This window comes from Martinezella sp. CNPSo 3957 (assembly GCF_057784395.1).
Genome location: NZ_JBXSOU010000008.1, coordinates 88,733 through 107,031, shown reverse-complemented (window position 1 = coordinate 107,031; position 18,299 = coordinate 88,733). Strand labels below are relative to the sequence as shown.

The following is an 18,299-nucleotide window of genomic DNA, read 5'->3' as shown; positions in this document are numbered from 1 at the left end:
TATCACACCGCTGGTTTGCCTGACTGGATGTTGCCGGCTGCGGGTCCATTGCTTTCGCCGCCGGTCTGGAACTTATCCGGCCGCAGCTTGAACAGGATCAGCACGGGCGCCGCAATATAAATCGACGAGAAAGTGCCGACCGCGACGCCGAAAAGCAGGACGAAGGTGAAGGCACGGATCACCTCGCCGCCGAAAATATAGAGCGCGAGCAGCGCCAGAAGCGTCGTCGCAGATGTCAGAATGGTACGAGATAATGTCTGATTGATGGAGGCATCGATCAAAATCGGCAACGGCATCTGCGAATAGCGCTTCAGGTTTTCGCGCATGCGGTCATAGACGACAACCGTGTCGTTCAGCGAATAGCCGACAATCGTCAGGATCGCGGCAATACCGGTCATGTTGAATTCCATGCCTGATAGCACGAAGAGGCCGAGCGTCAGGATGACGTCGTGCAGCGTCGCGATGATCGCGCCGACTGCGAACTGCCATTCGAACCGAAGCCAGATGTAGATCAGAATTGCTGCCAGCGCCGCCAGGACGGCAAGGGAGGCCGTCATGGTGATTTCGCCCGATACCGCCGGGCCGACGACCTCGACGCGAGAGAAATTGTAGTTCCTGCTCAATTCGTCCTGCACCTGGGAAACGGCCGACTGTTCGGCGTTCTCGCCACCGTCCTGCGCATGGACGCGAACCACGGCGCCAAGCCGATCGGCCAACCGCTCGACACGCACGTCGCCAGGTACGACGGCTTCAAGGCGCGTCTGAATATCCGCAACATCGGCAACACCCTGCTTGGCGCGGACCTCGATGATCGATCCGCCGGCAAAATCGATGCCGAGGTGCATGCCGACCGTCGCGAAGGCAATGAGCGTGATGACGGACAGGGCGGCGGAGACCGTAAACGTATAGCGGCGGATGCCCATGAAGCGAATATTGGCATTATCAAAAATGCCGCTGCGCACGCCAACAAGCAAGGTGCGCGGCTTGCGGCGTGAAATCCACATATTCACGAGCGACCGCGTGACGAAGCAGGAGGTGAAGAAGGTCGAGATAACGCCAACCATCAGCGTTGCGGCAAAGCCGCGCACCGCCCCCGTGCTGGCGTAGAAGAGAATGGCAGCAACGATCAGCACCGTCAGATTGGCGTCGGCCACGGTCGCAGCTGCGCGGTTGAAGCCATGGCGCAGCGCATCGACGAGAAGATGGGTCTTCTTCTCCTCCTCGCGCACACGCTCATAGATCAGCACCAGCGCATCGAGGCCGATGCCGATGATAAGAACGATCGCGGCGACGCCGGGCAAGGTCAGCGTGATGCCGAGCAGCCCCATGAGCGCTGCGACCATGATCATATTGATGACGAGCGAGATGGTCGCGATGATGCCGAGCAGGCGATAGAAACCGATCATCAACGCGGCGACGAAGACCGCGGCGGCAATGCAGGCGATCAGACCGTAACGCGCCGTTTCGCCGCCGAGGCCCGGCTGAATGGTCCGTTCCTCGACCGTCGTCAGCGTCGCGGGCAATGGTCCGCTCTTGACCATGACGGCGAGATCCTGAGCGCCCTGGGCCGTGAAATCACCGGGAACGTCGATCTCGCCGGTTGCGATGACCGTCTTCAAAGACGCCGCGGAGATGACCTGATCGTCAAGCACGACAACGATGATCCTGCCGAGATTGCTGGCCGTCGATTGTGCAAAGCGGTGGGTCGCCTCCGGCGTCAGCTTGACGGAGACCGTGCCCTCGCCTTTTTGATTGTCAACGACCGCGACGGCATCGGAAAAATCGATGTTCGAGAGCAGCGGCTGCCGCTGCACGAGATAGCCAACGGGCGGATCATCTTCGGAAAACAGCACATCTGACCCGGCCGGTGGCTGCTTGTCCATAGCGTCCTGGACCGACATCGACTGATCTATCAGGCGGAAGCTGAGTTTGGCGGGTTGGCCGAGAAGGTTCTTCAGCCGCTGAGCGTCGGCAAGATCCGGCACCTGGACGACGATGCGGTCAGACCCTTGCCTGCGGATTACGGGTTCGCCGACGCCGAGTTGTGCGATGCGGGCGTGGATGACCTTCATCGCGCGTGCGATCGCCGATGACAAATGGCTGTCGATCTCAGCATCGGTGATATCGAGCATCAGCGCACCGTTGTCACCCTGAGATAGAACCGCGGACGGCTTATCCGGCCCTGATGTCAGCGGCTGCAGTGCCTTCAAGGCCGTCTGGATCTGTGCGGGATCGTTAATGCGAAGCTGGATCTTGCGGCCAGTGCCGGTCAGGCCTGAATAGGCGACATTGACGGTGCGCAGCCGGGTGGAGATATCGCCGACAATGCTTTCCAGGCGATCCTTCTCGACATCGCCCCGTTCCATCTTCAGCAGCAGATGCGATCCGCCCCGAAGATCGAGGCCAAGTTCGATCTTTCGGTGTGCCCACCATGTTGGAAGGAATGAAAGCGCGCGCTCGCCAAGCAGATTGGGAGCGGCCAGAAGCACGCTCAAGAGAACGACGAACCAGATCAGGGTGGTCTTCCACCAGGAGACGTGCAGCATCGCTCTCTCGAATTAGGACTTCCCTACTGCGCCCCCCTTTCGAACGAAAATGCAAAGGGCGCAGTAACACCTTGAATTTGTGCACAATCCTTCAAGAAAGTCGATCTCGAATTTGGAAGATGCGCAGCGGCGGCGGAAGCCGCCTCTCGGGAGGAGCCTTACGCGGCGTCCGCCTTGACGGGCTCACCCTTGACGCGAACCTCGGAAATAGCGCTGCGGACAACGCGGATGCGCACGCCATCGGCGATCTCGACTTCCAGTTCCTTTTCGTCGATCACCTTCGTAACCTTGCCGACGATGCCGCTGGTGACGATCTGATCGCCGCGACGAATATTCTTCAGGATTTCGTCACGCTTCTTCGCCTGCGCACGCTGCGGGCGGATGAGAAGGAAATACCAGACGACGGCCAGCGGCACGAACAGGATGATCATTTCAAAGCCGGAACCGCCGAAGGCGCTCGTGGCCGAATCTGTTGCGCTCTGCGCATATGCGTTGGTGATAAACATCGAGAACTCCCTTGAACTCCTAGCGGGAACAAGGCCCCGCGTCAGGTGGCCGGAATATAGTTACGCGCATGGCGAATGCAACAAAAACAGCCGTCAACCGTACCGTTTTCCCGGTCTGTTAGCCTTTCAGCCCCCAAGGGAGCATGATACCCGGCAAGACAGCGCGCATTTTACGACTTTCTTGCTCAATATTCAGGAGGAAACGGTGACTGAAGACCAAAACGCCCTGATCCTTGCCGAAGTCCGTCGCCTTGCGGACGCTGTCGAACGCCTGGCCGGACCGGCCCCGGCCGTCAATGACTGGAATGCCGCCGACTGCTTCGTCTGGGCCCCCACGCGACTTCATCTGCAGCCTGTGTCACGGCCGAACCGTGTGGCGCTGACCCTCATCCGCGGCGTCGATCACGTACGCGATATTCTGCACGAAAACACACTGCGTTTCGCCGAAGGTTTTGCCGCCAACAACGTGCTGCTCTGGGGCGCGCGCGGCATGGGCAAATCTTCGCTCGTCAAGGCGGTGCATGAAGACGTGCGTCGGGCGACCGGCGTTTCACTGAAGCTGATCGAAGTCCATCGCGAGGATATTTCCTCGCTGCCGGTGCTGCTCGATATCCTGAAGGCAACGCCGCATCGCATCATCATCTTCTGCGACGATCTCTCCTTCGATCATGACGACACCGCCTATAAGTCGCTGAAGGCTGCTTTGGATGGCGGCGTCGAGGGACGGCCTGATAATGTGCTGTTCTATGCGACATCCAACCGTCGCCACCTGCTGCCGCGTCACATGATGGAAAACGAACAGTCGACCGCCATCAATCCTTCGGAAGCCGTCGAGGAGAAGGTTTCGCTCTCCGATCGCTTCGGCCTCTGGCTCGGCTTTCACAAATGCAGCCAGGAAGATTATCTGCAGATGATCGACGCGTATGCCGATCACTTCAAGCTCGATCTCGATCGCGCTCAAATGCATCACGAAGCCCTGGAGTGGGCGACGACCCGCGGCGCCCGTTCCGGTCGCGTCGCCTGGCAATATATCCAGGATCTGGCCGGCCGGCTGCGCATCGTGCTGGAACGGGATTGATCCTCAATCGATCCACATCGCCATAAACGACAAAAAGCCCGGCACTGACCGGGCTTTTTGCAGAGTCCTTGAGACGCGAGGCCTACTATTCAAGGAACGTCATTGGGTTGACCGGAGCCGAATTCTTGCGGACTTCGAAGTGCAGCTGCGGCTGGCTGACATTGCCGCTCATGCCTGACGTGGCGAGCGTTTGACCGCGCTGGACCTTCTGGCCGCGAGCGACGCTAAGCGCATCCGCGTGGCCATAGACCGTTACCGTGCCGTCGTCGTGGCGAACGAGGACCGTGTTGCCGAGTTCCTTCAGGCCGTTGCCGGCATAGATGACGACACCGTTTTCGGCAGCCTTGATCGGCGTGCCCTCTGGAACGGAGATGTCGATGCCGTCGTTGCGGCTGCCGTTGACGTTGGCGCCATAGCCGGCGACAACAGCGCCGCGAACTGGCCAGCGATACTTGCCGATACCGGTCGCCTCAGGCGCATCGGCCTGCGCATCCGACTTTGCGGCATCATTGATGGACTGGCTCGGCGAAGCGGAGGCAACTTCCTTCGGCTTGGTGGGGGCATCAGCTGCCGCATCGGCATGGGCGGCAACCTTAGGTGCCTGCTTGGCGATCGGGTCGGCGGCGGCCTGCTTCGGCTCCACAGGCAGTGCGCCCGGCTTGACCGACGCCTTCTGCGGCTCGATCGATGCGGTCTTGACCGGATCTGCGGCAGCGACGCCACCGTGCGGCAACGCGAGCGCCTGACCGATACGAATGCTGTCGCCGGCCTGCATGTTGTTTGCACGCTTCAGTTCGGCAACGGAAACACCACTTTCCTTGGCAATTCTCGCCAAAGAGTCACCCGGCTTGACGACGTAGGTGCCCTTCGGCGTCGGCCCCTTGCCATTGCCGGCGGCGAGTTTATTGGGATCGGCAAGACCGGCCTGGGACTTGCCGCGCATCTGGTTGCCGGAAGGCAGCGCAAGCGCTTCCTGCTGCGGCGCCTTGGCCGGGCCGGGCATCTTGCCCCCCTTAGAAAGGTCCGTCGCTTCAGCGGCCATCTTGGCTGGGCCTGAGACACCGGCGCCATTCATCGTCGGGATGACGATCTGCTGGCCTGGCTGCGCGGCAGCGCCATTGCGCAGGCCGTTCGCGCGCAGGATTTCTTTTTCCGGAACGCCATAGCGGCGCGACAGCAGCGCAATGTTTTCGCCCTGATGCAGCGTTACGCTCGGGGCATTGACCGTGGTCCAGCCGGGAGACATCTGCTGCGCGGCGGCGGCCTTGATCGTGCCGGTAGACATCGCATCGGGAGCAAGCGCCGGTGCGGCACGGGAACCATTTCCACGCGACGAGGGAAACGGCTGCGCGAGCGCTTCGGCTTGTCCCTGCGATGCCGCACGAGGACGACCGGCACTGGCGGAAGCGCTCGGAGGAGCGAGATCGGTGCGCTGGATTGCGACAGGAGCGGTTGAAGCCCGCGCGCTGGAATAGGATGGGTTATAGCGAGCCGGAGAATTCGGGTATGGTTGCGACACCGGCGCGCTCTGCTGCGAATAGTCCTGCTGGCCGTAGCCGCCCGCCTGAGCAACGTCGGCGCGCGGCACCGGATCACCATTCGGGCCATTGAGGCCGCGCCGGTTGATCGAGCCGGTCGTTACATTGTCCGTCTTGTTAAAGAGACCGCTGAAGCGGGTCGTGTCCGAACTGCAAGCTGTGGCAGTACTCGCCAGAAGAACGGCCACCAGGACTTTCCCTGCCGATTTGCTGACGTTTGAAGAAAGACTGAAACCCATGACTCGACCCACTTAAGACGCAACCGATTATGGGTCGATTAAAGCGCGTTAATCTTACCATGCGGTTAAAGCACTGGTGCGGCATGTGTTTTTTTGAGGAATTGATAACCATAGAAAATGAAACGGTGCCAATCGCCCGTTTCCATAGGGGCATCAGCCCGAATTGGGCCTCAAAGATAGGAGGCGAGCATGGGAACGATGGGCTGGTAGGGAACGTCGAATAATTCTTCGCGCTCGAATCGGCTTCCCGTCTTCGTCAGGCGCACCAGACGACACGTATGCTCATCGACGATAAGTGGGGCTATCATCGAGCCGCCGGACACCAGCTGTTCTGCATAGAAGCGCGGCATCGTGGTAAAGGCGGCGGTGACCAGTATGCGGTCGAACGTGCCCTCGCCCGGTAAACCGGCGCTGCCGTCCGCCTGGCGGATGATGACATTGCGCAGGCCGAGCGCATCCATGCGCTGCTGCGCCGATGTCGTCAGCGTCTTGTAGCGATCGACCGTCAGCACGCGCTCGACGATCCGCCCCATGACGGCAGCGGTGAAACCGCTGCCCGTACCAATTTCGAGCACGCGGTGGCCAGGCTTGATCTTCAGGCTGTGAAGAATACGCACTACCAAATCGATGCCTTCCATGAAGGCACCGCAATCGATTGGAATTGTCCGGCTGGAATAGGCATCATCGGCAAACTGCACCGGCACGAAAGGCATGCGCGGCGTCTGCTCGACCGCCGTCATCAGATCGATGTCCAATATGCCCTCTGCCCGCAGCCGCAAAACCACAGCCGCAAAGCCTTCCTTTTCCACCAAACGAGGTGTCAATCCGCTACTCCATACCGAGCGCCCGCGCCACGCGGTCTTGCGCCGAATAATCCGTCAAATCGAGTTTCAAAGGCGTTACCGAAATACGATTTTGTTTCAACGCCTGAATATCAGTGCCCGGGCGGAAGATCCCGTTTCGCTCGCCGAAGCGAAGCCAATAATATGGGAATCCGCGGCCATCGGCCCGCTCCTCGACCTGCACGTTGAAGGCTAGATTGCCCTGTGCGGTCACTTCCGCTCCGCCGACCTCGTCGGGACGACAGTTCGGAAAGTTCAGATTGAGGAACGTCCCGTCAGGCAAATCGACAGTCATTAGCTTGTTGAGCAAAGCCGGCGCATGCGTTTCGGCGACATCCCAGGGCACGACGCGGGAGCCATTTTCATAGAGATAGGCTTGGCTCAGCGCAAAGGAACGAACGCCTTGCAGGGTGCCCTCGATCGCACCGGCTATGGTACCGGAATAGGTGACGTCGTCGGCAACGTTCGAGCCGGAATTGACGCCCGAAAGCACCAGATCCGGCTTGACGTCCATCACCTGGCGGATCGCCATGATGACGCAATCCGTCGGTGTTCCCCTGAGCGCATAGTGCTTCTCGGAAACCTTGCGCATGCGCAACGGCTCGGAAAGGCTCAATGAGTGGGCAAGACCGCTCTGGTCCGTCTCGGGCGCGACAACCCAGACATCGTCGGACAGAGTGCGGGCGATACGTTCCAACGCCGCCAGACCTTCGGCATGAATGCCGTCATCATTGGTCAGAAGAATACGCATCGCCCCCCCGATTATGCTGCTTTTTCTATCCTCTTCAGACCACCCATATATGGCAGGAGTGCGTCGGGGATAGTGACCGAGCCGTCGGCATTGAGATAATTCTCAAGGACGGCGATGAGGCAGCGGCCGACTGCAGTGCCAGAACCGTTCAGCGTGTGGACGAATTTGGTGTTCTTATCGTCCTTGCCGCGGTAGCGGGCGTTCATGCGCCGCGCCTGGAAATCTCCACAGACCGAGCAAGACGAAATCTCGCGATAGGTATCCTGCCCCGGCAGCCAGACTTCGAGGTCGTAGGTCTTGCGTGCGCCAAAGCCCATATCGCCGGTCGAGAGCGTCATGACGCGATAATGCAGGCCGAGGCGCTTCAGCACCTCTTCCGCGCAAGCCGTCATCCGCTCATGTTCGGCAATGGAGCTTTCAGCATCGGTGATCGACACGAGCTCGCACTTCCAGAATTGATGCTGGCGCAGCATGCCGCGCGTGTCGCGGCCAGCGGAGCCCGCTTCCGAGCGGAAGGATGGCGTCAGAGCCGTGAAGCGCAGCGGCAGTTTCTCTTGTTCAAGGATCTCGCCGGAAACGAGATTGGTCAGGGAAACCTCCGCCGTCGGGATCAGCCAGCGGCCGTCCGTGGTCTTAAACGAATCCTCGGAAAATTTCGGCAGCTGACCTGTTCCGAACATTGCCTCGTCGCGTACCATCAGCGGTGCGCTGACTTCGGTATAGCCATGCTCGCTGGTGTGGAGATCAAGCATGAACTGGCCAAGCGCGCGCTCAAGACGAGCAAGTTGAGCGGTCAGCACCGTAAAGCGCGAGCCTGACAGCTTTGCTGCGCGCTCGAAATCCATATAGCCGAGCGCTTCGCCGATCTCGAAATGCTCTTTCGGCTGATGGTTCCAGGTTGGCTTGGCGCCCCAGGCATGCTTGACGACGTTGTCGTGCTCGTCCTTACCGACGGGCACGTCCTCGAGCGGGATGTTCGGAATGCGCGACAGCGCATCATTGAGCTCGGCCGTCAGCGTGCGCTCTTCTTCTTCCGCAGCCGGAAGCGAGACTTTGAGGTCGGCAACCTCGGCCTTCAGCTTTTCCGCAAGCTCGCTGTTCTTCTGCGCCATCGCCGCGCCGATTTCCTTGGACGCAGCGTTGCGGCGAGACTGCATGTCCTGGACAGACTGAATGACGGAGCGGCGCTTCTCATCGAGCGCTATGAGGCTTTGCGACTGAGGCTCCGCACCGCGCTTTGCAAGCGCTGCATCGAAAGCTTCGGCATTCTCACGAATCCATCTGATATCAAGCATCTTCGTTCCAGGTCGTTTGACGTAAGTATAACTCCGACCGAGGCTTCGGTCGGAGGTCGAAACGGCAATAGCTGGGAAACGAGGCTGAACCTTCCTCGCCTAGACGTCGTCCGTCTTGGTGATCTCGGAAGTCCCGCCACTCTCTTCAAGCGTTTGCCGGCTACGTTGGCGCTCCACGAGTCTCGCCGCGTAGATGGAAATCTCGTAGAGAAGGATCGTCGGCAGTGCAAGGCCGATCTGGGACATCGGATCTGGCGGTGTCAGCACGGCGGCGACGATAAAGGCGAAAACGATCGCGAATTTGCGCTTTTCAGCAAGCCAGGTCGACGTCAGCAAGCCGACCCGCGCCAGCAGCGTCGTAATGACGGGGAGCTGGAAGACGAGCCCGAAAGAGAAGACCAACGTCATGATGAGGCTCAGATATTCCGAGACCTTCGGCATCAGCGCGATACCCACCTGGCCGTCGCCCGGCGTCTGCTGCATCTTCAGGAAGAACCACATGACCATGGGCGTGAAGAAGAAGTAGACAAGTGCGGCGCCCATCAGGAACAAGACGGGGGACGCGATCAGGAACGGAAGGAAGGCGTTGCGCTCGTTCTTATAGAGGCCTGGCGCGACGAATTTGTAGATCTGCGCGGCAATGATTGGAAAGGAGATGACCAGAGCGCCGAACATGGCGACCTTCACCTGGGTGAAGAAGAACTCCTGCGGCGCCGTGTAGATCAGTTCGGACTTCGCGAGATCGAGATGAGCCCATTCGACGGCCCATTTATAGGGATAGACAAGATAATTGAAGAGATGCTTCGCCACTGCGAAACAGCCAATGAAGGCAATGAAAAAAGCCACGAGCGACCAAATGAGCCGCGTGCGCAATTCCATGAGGTGTTCGATAAGCGGCTGTGGCTTATCGTCGATGTCACCCGTCATGCCTGGTCCTTCTTCTTGGGCGTTCTAGGCGTCTCCTTGCTGGCTGTCGCAGTGGTACGCTTCCTGGGAGCTGGAGGCGCTTTCTCTACGGCAGCAGCGGTCGCGACCTTGCGCGGGGCTCGCTTTGGTTTTTCCGTCACGATCGGCGTCTGAACGGCAGCGGCCGCAACATCCTCGGTCTTGACCGGGGCCTTGGCGCGAGGCTTGCGAGCGGCCTTCGGCTTCTCGGCAGCTTCACTCACGGCGGCCACCGGCTGCGGAACGACTGCCGCCACTGTCTCGGCAGCCGCCGGCGACGGGTTGCTCGAAGCGGCAGACGTCGGAGATGAGGCCGCAAGAGCTTCCGGCAGGCCGGACGTCACACCGGGAACCGGCTCAGACGGCAACGGAGTCGCGGCCGGAGCTGCTTTGTCCGGCGTTGCCGCACGCTGCAGATCGGCCTTTATCTCATTGCCCATTTCCCGCAGCGGGTTCATGGCTTCCCGCAGTGAGTTGACCGGATTGAGCTTCTGAGCGTCGGCGATCGTCTGGCGCACGTCGTCCAGATCCGCCTCGCGCATGGCTTCATCAAACTGGGCACGAAAGTCGCCAGCGACCTTCCTGGCCCGCGCCGTCATCTTACCGATTGTCCGCAAGGTCGCCGGCAATTCCTTGGGGCCGATCACCACCAAGGCCACGACGCCAATAACCACCAGCTCGGACCAGCCTATATCGAACATGCAAAGGCTCCTGGGCCTGCGGCAAACCTTTTAGTTTGACGCCTGCCGGACATGATTACTTCGTTTCGTCAGCCTTGTGCTCGACCGTGCGGGACGTCGTCGCCGACGTCGGCTGCGCCGAAGTATCCTCGTCGTCGTTCATACCCTTCTTGAAGCTCTTGATGCCCTTGGCGACGTCACCCATCAGCTCCGGGATCTTTCCACGGCCGAACAACAACAGCGCGATGGCCAGGACGATGAGCCAGTGCCATATGCTTAGAGAACCCATTGCTTTAACTCCCAATTACAGTGTCTTTTCGATGTAAGACGTTTGCGGATGTTTTTCAAACACGAAAATGTAGTACATCCACGCATATCGGGATAGCGAACGCCGATGCGGGCGACCGAACGTCTCCAAGCCGAGAGGATGATTGTTATATTCGCACCCGCTGATGGCGAAAGAGAGACCTGACGCTCCGTTTCGCGAAAATTCTGCCGATGCGATTGCGGTCGCCTTTCAGGAGCCGGCCGATGGTTCAATCGCTTGAGCCGCTCGGTGGCAGGATGCCAAGTTCCTCCAGATCCAGCTGCGTGATCGGATCTTCATCCTCGGTGAGCTCATCACTCATCAATGGCGAGGGAATGTTAAAATTCGCCGGGATACGGCCCGAGAGCAGCCCTGCCCCCTTCAACTCTTCGAGACCAGGCAGATCCCGCAGCTCTTCCAGGCCGAAATGATCGAGGAAATCGCGCGTCGTGCCGAGCGTCACCGGCCGTCCCGGCGTGCGACGACGACCACGGAAGCGGACCCAGCCGGCTTCCATCAGCACGTCGAGCGTACCCTTGGAGGTCTGCACGCCCCTGATATCTTCGATCTCGGCACGCGTGACGGGCTGGTGATAGGCGATAATGGCCAGCACTTCCAGCGCAGCACGGGACAGCTTGCGTACCTCACTTTCATCACGCCGGATCACGAAGGAGAGATCTGCGGCTGTGCGGAAGGCCCAGGCGCCATCCACCTGCACGAGATTGACGCCACGCATCGCGTAATCGGCCTTGAGCTTCTGCATAATGGCTGGAATATCGATGCCACGCGCCACGCGCTCTGCAATGAAAGCTTCGGAAACCGGCTGCGCCGAGGCGAAAACCAACGCTTCGGCGATGCGCTCGGCCTCGCTCAGCAGGCGATCGTCCACATCGGGCGTCTCCGCCTCGTACCCCACATGCTGCTGTTCGTCGTCCGGTTCCGTCACGCGTTCCCTGCCCTATTCCGCTGCTTCCAGTGACGAATGCTTCGGCCCGCGCCGCATGTAAAGCGGCTGAAACGCGCCTTCCTGACGAATTTCCAGCTGCCCCTCGCGCACTAGTTCGAGCGAAGCTGCGAAAGCGCTGGCGATCGCCGTCGCCCGCTCGCTTGAAGTCGTCATATAGCTCAGCAGATAATGCTCCAGGGCTGTCCAATCGGTAATTTCGCCGATCATGCGGTCAAGGATGACGCGGGCATCGGCGAGCGACCAGACCCGGCGTTTCTCGATCGTCACCTGGGTCACGGCCTGGCGCTGGCGCAGGCTGGCATAGGCGGTCAGGAGATCATAAAGGCTGGCATCGAAGGCCGATTGGCGGCGATCCGGAATATGCTCCGGCGCGCCGCGCGCGAAGATATCGCGGCCGAGGCGGTTGCGATTGACGAGATCGGTTGCGGCATCGCGCATGGCCTCAAGGCGCTTCAGGCGGAAGGCAAGCGTTGCCGCCATCTCCTCGCCCGTCGGCCCGTCTTCCTTGCTCTGCTGCGGGATGAGCAGCTTGGATTTCAAATAGGCGAGCCATGCGGCCATGACGAGATAATCGGCCGCAAGCTCTATACGGATGCGCCGGGCGCTGTCGATGAACTGAAGATATTGCTCGGCAAGCGCCAGAACGGAGATACGGGAAAGGTCGACTTTCTGGGTGCGCGCCAAATGCAGCAGCAGATCGAGCGGTCCTTCAAAGCCGGCAAGATCGACGACAAGCGACGGTTCGTGCGAGCCGCGCTGCGCCTCACCTTCCTGCCAGAGCTTGTCCATCGGCGTTGCCGCCTGCTGAAGCTTGTCCGTGCTGCCGTTCACTCTGTCACCCGTCCGTTCCTCGAAGCCCGGTTTTACGCTATGGCGAAAATCGCGTCGAATTCCGCCCGTATCGAGGCCTCATCAGCCCCGTCATTCCTGCCGAATGCCGCTTCGACCGCCTTGGCCCTTGCCAGCGACGCACCCGCCAGCGCGGGAACATTGCGAACCACCTCGTGCATCTCGGCCATGACGCCATTGCAGTGCAGCACGATATCGCATCCGCCCGCAACAATATTTGCTGCGCGCTCGCCGATCGTGCCCTTCAGCGCATTCATCGAGGTATCGTCCGACAGGAGCAGTCCCTGGAAACCGATATAGCCGCGAATGATCTCCTCGTTCACCTTGCGCGACGTCGTGGCCGGGTTCTCCGGATCGATATCGGTGAAGACGACATGGCACGTCATCGCCATCAGCTCGTCCTTGAGAGCCACGAAAGGCGCGAAATCATGTGCCTCCAGCTCCGCGCGCGGAACCGAGACAACGGGCAGTTCGTGATGCGAATCGGCAAAGCCGCGGCCGTGGCCGGGCATATGCTTCATCACTGGCAGCACGCCGCCGGCTTTCAGGCCTTCCGCGGCAGCGCGCCCCATCTCCGTCACCGTTACCGGATCGGAGCCATAGGCGCGATTACCGATGACGTTGCTCGATCCCTCCACAGGCACGTCCAGTACCGGCAGACAATCGACATTGATGCCAAACTTCAGCAAATCGAAGGCGTGGAGCCGCGACATCAGCCATGCAGCACGCAGGCCTCGTTCGCGATCCTGGCGATAGATATCGCCGAGTGCCTGCCCCGAGGGATAATGTTGCAGGATTGGCGGACGGATACGCTGCACCCTGCCGCCTTCCTGATCGATGAAAACCGGTGCGTCACGGCCGACGCTATCACGAAGAGACGCAACGAGATCGGCGATCTGCGCCGGCTCGGAAATATTGCGTCCGAACAGAATGAAGCCCCAGGGCTGCTCCCCCTGATAGAAGGATCGCTCTTCGGGGGTGATGGTGTGGCCGCTACAGCCAAGGATCATGGATTTCGATTCGGTCATATCCGAATCATAAGGCTTGCGCCGGGAAATGCGAGTGACGTCAAGCGGAGATGCACAGGAACAGCGCTCCAAAATGAAAACGGCGAGCCGATGCTCGCCGTTTTCCAAGTTTCGTATCTGATTTTACTTCGAAATCAGGCAGGTGCCGCCAGCGGCGCGGTAGCGCGTGCAGATGGCAGCGGCATCATCCTTCGAGCCGGCGACGACGCGGACGCGATAGTATGTGCCCTTGCCGGCGATATCGGCCTTGCGAATCTCCAGAGGATGGTTGCCGATGACGCTGGCGAACTTGACCTTGAGGTTTGCCTGCGACTTCTGCGCGTCGGCCTCGGTCGGCAGGGATGCGATCTGCACACCGTAGGCGCCGCCGCTTGCAGCGGAGGTGGCAGCCGGAGTTGCAGCCGCCGGGCTAGCAGATGCGACCTGCTTCGGCTGGGCCTTGGGCTGAGCTTGAGCCTGGGCTTCCTGGACCGGAGCAGCCGTGTTCGCCTTGGCGGCGGGCGCCGGACGTGCCGTCGGAACCGGGTTCGTCTTGACGACGCGGATCGGCGTGCTCTCGGCGCTAGCGGCATCGGTATCATCCGACTGGTTTGCGGCCGGGGCATTTGCTGGAGACGGACGCGAACTGGTGGATGCGGCCGGATTGTTCGCCGGCTTGGCGGCTGCAGTCGTCGTATCGGCAACCGGCTCGTCGCGCGGCACCAGTGAACCATCCGCCTTGACGATCATCGTGCGCACCTTGCGCGGCGAGACCGACGGCACCTGTTCGTCGTTGTTGGCGGCGACATTGGTGTTGCCGCCGTTCTGGTTTGGCAGCAGGCGTGGATCTTCGGTTTCACCGACCGGCGTCGGCGTGACCTGATCGCCGCTGCCGTCATCCGGAGATACGGCTTCGGGAATCAGCGTCTTCTGGACGACATCGACAGGCTGCTCGTTGGAGGAGACAAGCTCCTTCTGCTTCGGCGCCGCTGTGCTGTCGCCGGCAACGCGGTCGTAGACGGCCTTGTCCTGATTCGGAACGACGGTGCCGCCTGGATTTTCCGGAGCGACCTTTACCGGATCGCTGTCGGCTGCAATCACGCGCGGCTCACCCGAGAAGCTGGAGATCGGCGCGCCGTGACGGATCCAGCTGTAGGCGCCGTAAGCACCGACGCCAAGAACCACGATGACAGCGGCAGTCGTCACCATTCCACGAACGGAGCGAACCGGGCGACGGTTGGCCGCAGGGTTCAGCGTCATCCTGGCGACATTCTCGACAGGCGTCGCGGCTTCACGATAGCTGCGGCGGAAGTCCTCTTCCAGTGCACGCTCGAACTCGTCGAACTCTTCGATCGGCTGCTTTGCGACGGGCACGGCAGGCTGGGCAGCCGTATTCTTCGACCAGGAAGTGGCGGCAGCGGCACCACCAAGTGCGGCCGCAACAGCCGGCTTGATCGGCTCAGGTGCGGCTTCCTTGGCGGGAGTACCGAGCAGGCTCGCCATTTCCGAATCAAGATCGAAATCAAATTCCGACGGCACCGCGATCGGCTCCTCCGGCTCGATTGCCGGCAGATGCGGAACATGGGAACCCTCGAAGGTTTCGACACGCTCCTCCGTCTCGGCGATTTCCGTCGGATCAAACGGCAGTGGCTGATCGGCTTCGAATACGGGCGCGGCCGTAGTCGCTGCATTTACGGCAGACGCTTGGATAGGCTGCACGGGCTGGGGCGCTACGGCAGCAAATATCGGAGCAGCAGGCGCAGGCGCAACGGGCGTTGCTCGGGAAAGGGCGGGCTCCGCCATCGGAGTGGCGGGAGCCGGCTGCCGTGCGGCAGAAGACTTATCGGCCTCAGCGAAATCGAGACCCGCAAGTTCCATTTCGATATCGGCCAGATCGAATTCGAAGTCCTGATCAGTGAAGGGATCTTCCGCACCGAAGGTAATCGGCTTTGCCTCTTCGCGCTGTGCTACAGGGGCCGGAGCGACCGGCAGTTCTGCAAGCTCCGAGAAGGAGGCGCTGAAATCTTCGAAAGCTGGCTCTTCCTTAGCAACCGGCGCATCGGTCTTGGATGGAACCGGATAGCGATTCACATCGGCCAGGAGGGCATCGATCTCAGCCGAAAGAGCGGCCGGATCGGCCTTGACCACCTTTGGCGGCTCGGGCGCACGAAAGACGGCCGGAGCCGGCTGGGATACGGCAGGCTGAGCGACTGGTTCCGGAGAGCGCGCAGGCTCCACAGGGTCGAACGCCTCGAAATCGACGGCGCTATCGAACAGCGCTTCGTCGGAAGCGGCCTTCGGTGCGGGGACAGCAGCCGGCGTGAATTGCTCACGCGGGGCAGCCGGGGTTGCCAGCGTAAAGTTAGCAAGCGGCAGCCTTATGGTGGCGGCAGCGGATTGCGGCGTCGGCTTCAGCATCGGAGCAGCCGGTTGCGGCTCGACGGACACGGGCTTTTGCGCCGGCTGCAAAACCGGCGCGATCGACATTTCGAGCTCGTCGATCAGATCGCGAGCACCGATCGTCGGCTTGATCGGAGCCACGAGCTGCGGCACAGGCTCTTCGAACTTCGGCCCTTCAAACTTGGGCTCAGCCTGTACCGGCTCAGCTGGAAGAGCCGCCTGCTCATGGCTCGGCGGCGACACCTGCTCCGCCGGAGCCGAAATGTCATTTGCCGGACTCATTCGCGGCGTATCGTACCGCTCGAATTCGCGAAGAAGCTCGTCTTCGAGGTTGAAGGCAGGGTCCTGCCGTTGAACCGGAGCATTCTCCTGAGCAGCGGGGCGCGGCTCGAAACCTACGATACGAGCAAGTTCCGCAAGCGGATCATCATCCGCAAAGAACTTGTCGTTTCCGCTTGCGCGATACGCGAACTGTTTTTCTGCCATCACCCGTTCCACTCGAAAACGCTTCAACTGATGCCAGCGTAATGTGGGTAAATGGTGACGTTTATCGCATTTCGTCCGGTGCAGCGGTCCCGGTTATACCAAGACCCGACTTCAAAACCGACGCGACAGCGTACACCAGCCCAAGTCTGGCAATGCTCAATTCTCGGTTCTTATCGTTAACAAAACGTAATTCCGGTAAATCTTTACCTTTATTCCAGTGTCCGTGGAAGGAACTGGCCAAATCGTAAAGATAAAAAGCGATGCGATGCGGCTCTTGAGACTGAGCTGCAGCTTCGATGATTCGCGGGAATTCCGCAATCTTCGCAACCAACTGCAATTCAGTAGGATCAGAGATCGCGCCGACGACAGCTTTCGACAGATCGAGCGAGGCTATATCGAGATCCGGGAAGGCTTCCCTGGCCTGACGGAAGACCGACATGCAGCGGGCATGAGCATACTGCACGTAGAAGACCGGATTGTCCTTCGATTGCTCGGTGACTTTGGCAAAATCGAAGTCCAGTGGCTCGGAATTCTTCCGGTAAAGCATCATGAAGCGCACCGAATCGCGGCCGACCTCATCGACGACTTCGCGCAGGGTGACGAAATCGCCCGAACGCTTCGACATCTTCACTGGCTCGCCATTCCGATACAGCTTGACGAGCTGGCACAGAAGCACCGTCAGCTTCGCAGCACCATCAGAAACGCCGCGGGCCACCGCCTCCAGCCGCTTGACGTAGCCGCCATGGTCCGCGCCGAGGATGTAGATCATCTCGTTGAAGCCGCGGTCGAACTTGTTCTTGAAGTAAGCAACGTCGGCGGCAAAGTAAGTATAGGAACCATCGGACTTGATCAGCGGGCGGTCGATATCGTCACCCACTTCCGTCGAGCGGAAGAGCGTCTGCTCACGATCTTCCCAGTCTTCCGGCAGCTGCCCCTTCGGCGGCGGCAGCGCGCCCTTGTAGACATAGCCCTTGAACGTCAGATCATTGATCGCGGTGCGGATCAGTGCCGCACCATTGGCATGCAGGGTGCGCTCGGAGAAGAATACGTCGTGATGAACGTTCAGCGCCTCCAGATCTTCCCTGATCATTGCCATCATCGCATCGATGGCGCGCTCCTTGACGATCGGAAGCCATTGCTCTTCCGGCATGCCGCGCAGCTTGGTGCCGAATTCCTTGGCGAGCGCTTCACCGACCGGAACGAGATAATCACCGGGATAAAGGCCCGGCGGTATCTCGCCGACCTGCTCGCCCAGCGCCTCGCGATAGCGAATAAAGACGGAGCGTGCGAGCACGTCGATCTGCGAGCCGGCATCGTTGATGTAATATTCCTTGGTGACCTCATAGCCGGAGAAGGCCAGCAGGTTTGCCAGCGCATCGCCGACGACGGCGCCTCGGCAATGGCCGACATGCATCGGCCCGGTCGGGTTGGCCGAAACATATTCGACATTGACCTTCTGCCCCTCGCCGAGCTTGGAACGGCCGAATTTTTCACCTTCCGCGATCATCGTCGACAGCAGCCGCTGCCAATAGCCGACCGAAAGACGGAGATTGATGAAGCCGGGGCCGGCCACCGAAACCTCGGCGACATCAGCATCTTCCTTCAGCTTGGCGACGATGATTTCGGCAAGCGCACGCGGATTCGTGCCAAGCGGCTTGGACAGAACCATAGCCGCATTGGTGGCGACATCGCCGTGAGTTGCATCGCGAGGCGGCTCTACGCCGATACGTCCGAAATCGAGCTCAGATCGCTTTTCCCGCACAATATCAATTTGTTCGAGAGCGTTCTTAATTCTTACTTCGAAGTCGGTGAAAAGGTTCATCATATTGTCCACGCATTAGCTTCGCGAGCCGCTATCGGCCC

At 60.3% G+C, this 18,299-nt stretch carries 15 protein-coding genes; 1 reads left to right on the top strand and 14 read right to left on the bottom strand.

Annotation, left to right across the window (positions count from 1 at the left end):
• Positions 1–2: 2 nt before the first annotated feature.
• Positions 3–2,546, bottom strand: coding sequence for a protein translocase subunit SecDF (gene secDF, locus AC13QE_RS19335; RefSeq protein WP_488484885.1), 2,544 nt, complete (start codon positions 2,544–2,546; stop codon positions 3–5).
• 158 nt (positions 2,547–2,704) lie between these two features.
• Positions 2,705–3,052: a preprotein translocase subunit YajC gene (yajC, locus tag AC13QE_RS19330; RefSeq protein ID WP_488484884.1), complete on the bottom strand. Its 348-nt coding sequence runs from the start codon at positions 3,050–3,052 to the stop codon at positions 2,705–2,707.
• 205 nt (positions 3,053–3,257) lie between these two features.
• Here yajC and AC13QE_RS19325 point away from each other — a divergent pair, with 205 nt between their 5' ends.
• Positions 3,258–4,130, top strand: a complete 873-nt coding sequence (locus AC13QE_RS19325; protein WP_488484883.1) for an ATP-binding protein — start codon at positions 3,258–3,260, stop codon at positions 4,128–4,130.
• Between the two features lie 85 nt (positions 4,131–4,215).
• On the opposite strand, the gene AC13QE_RS19320 is transcribed toward AC13QE_RS19325, so the two are convergent.
• The 12 genes from AC13QE_RS19320 to argS all read right to left on the bottom strand — a co-directional run bounded on the left by AC13QE_RS19320 (position 4,216) and on the right by argS (position 18,258).
• Positions 4,216–5,907: a peptidoglycan DD-metalloendopeptidase family protein gene (locus tag AC13QE_RS19320; RefSeq protein WP_488484882.1), complete on the bottom strand. Its 1,692-nt coding sequence runs from the start codon at positions 5,905–5,907 to the stop codon at positions 4,216–4,218.
• A gap of 170 nt (positions 5,908–6,077) precedes the next feature.
• Positions 6,078–6,731: a protein-L-isoaspartate(D-aspartate) O-methyltransferase gene (locus AC13QE_RS19315; protein ID WP_041677382.1), complete on the bottom strand. Its 654-nt coding sequence runs from the start codon at positions 6,729–6,731 to the stop codon at positions 6,078–6,080.
• 4 nt (positions 6,732–6,735) lie between these two features.
• Positions 6,736–7,500, bottom strand: coding sequence for a 5'/3'-nucleotidase SurE (surE, locus tag AC13QE_RS19310; protein ID WP_015339691.1), 765 nt, complete (start codon positions 7,498–7,500; stop codon positions 6,736–6,738).
• 11 nt (positions 7,501–7,511) lie between these two features.
• On the bottom strand, positions 7,512–8,795 hold the full coding sequence (gene serS, locus AC13QE_RS19305) for a serine--tRNA ligase (RefSeq protein ID WP_488484881.1): 1,284 nt from the start codon (positions 8,793–8,795) through the stop codon (positions 7,512–7,514).
• A gap of 99 nt (positions 8,796–8,894) precedes the next feature.
• The gene (tatC, locus tag AC13QE_RS19300; RefSeq protein ID WP_132716469.1) at positions 8,895–9,722 is read right to left on the bottom strand and encodes a twin-arginine translocase subunit TatC; all 828 of its coding nucleotides are present in this window, start codon (positions 9,720–9,722) and stop codon (positions 8,895–8,897) included.
• Positions 9,719–10,441: a Sec-independent protein translocase protein TatB gene (tatB, locus tag AC13QE_RS19295; RefSeq protein ID WP_488484880.1), complete on the bottom strand. Its 723-nt coding sequence runs from the start codon at positions 10,439–10,441 to the stop codon at positions 9,719–9,721. Before tatB ends, tatC begins: the two co-directional genes overlap by 4 nt.
• Before the next feature lie 55 nt (positions 10,442–10,496).
• Positions 10,497–10,709, bottom strand: coding sequence for a twin-arginine translocase TatA/TatE family subunit (locus AC13QE_RS19290; protein ID WP_113233363.1), 213 nt, complete (start codon positions 10,707–10,709; stop codon positions 10,497–10,499).
• 247 nt (positions 10,710–10,956) lie between these two features.
• Complete coding sequence (gene scpB / locus AC13QE_RS19285; protein ID WP_488485009.1) at positions 10,957–11,643, bottom strand: SMC-Scp complex subunit ScpB; 687 nt, start codon at positions 11,641–11,643, stop codon at positions 10,957–10,959.
• Positions 11,644–11,685: 42 nt separating this feature from the next.
• Positions 11,686–12,483 (bottom strand): segregation and condensation protein A, encoded by a 798-nt coding sequence (locus tag AC13QE_RS19280; protein WP_051043255.1) that lies wholly within the window; start codon positions 12,481–12,483, stop codon positions 11,686–11,688.
• Between the two features lie 74 nt (positions 12,484–12,557).
• Positions 12,558–13,571, bottom strand: coding sequence for a beta-N-acetylhexosaminidase (nagZ, locus tag AC13QE_RS19275; protein WP_488484879.1), 1,014 nt, complete (start codon positions 13,569–13,571; stop codon positions 12,558–12,560).
• A 123-nt stretch (positions 13,572–13,694) separates the two neighbouring features.
• On the bottom strand, positions 13,695–16,436 hold the full coding sequence (locus tag AC13QE_RS19270) for an SPOR domain-containing protein (protein WP_488484878.1): 2,742 nt from the start codon (positions 16,434–16,436) through the stop codon (positions 13,695–13,697).
• Positions 16,437–16,497: 61 nt separating this feature from the next.
• Complete coding sequence (gene argS / locus AC13QE_RS19265) at positions 16,498–18,258, bottom strand: arginine--tRNA ligase (protein ID WP_132716711.1); 1,761 nt, start codon at positions 18,256–18,258, stop codon at positions 16,498–16,500.
• Positions 18,259–18,299: the final 41 nt, after the last annotated feature.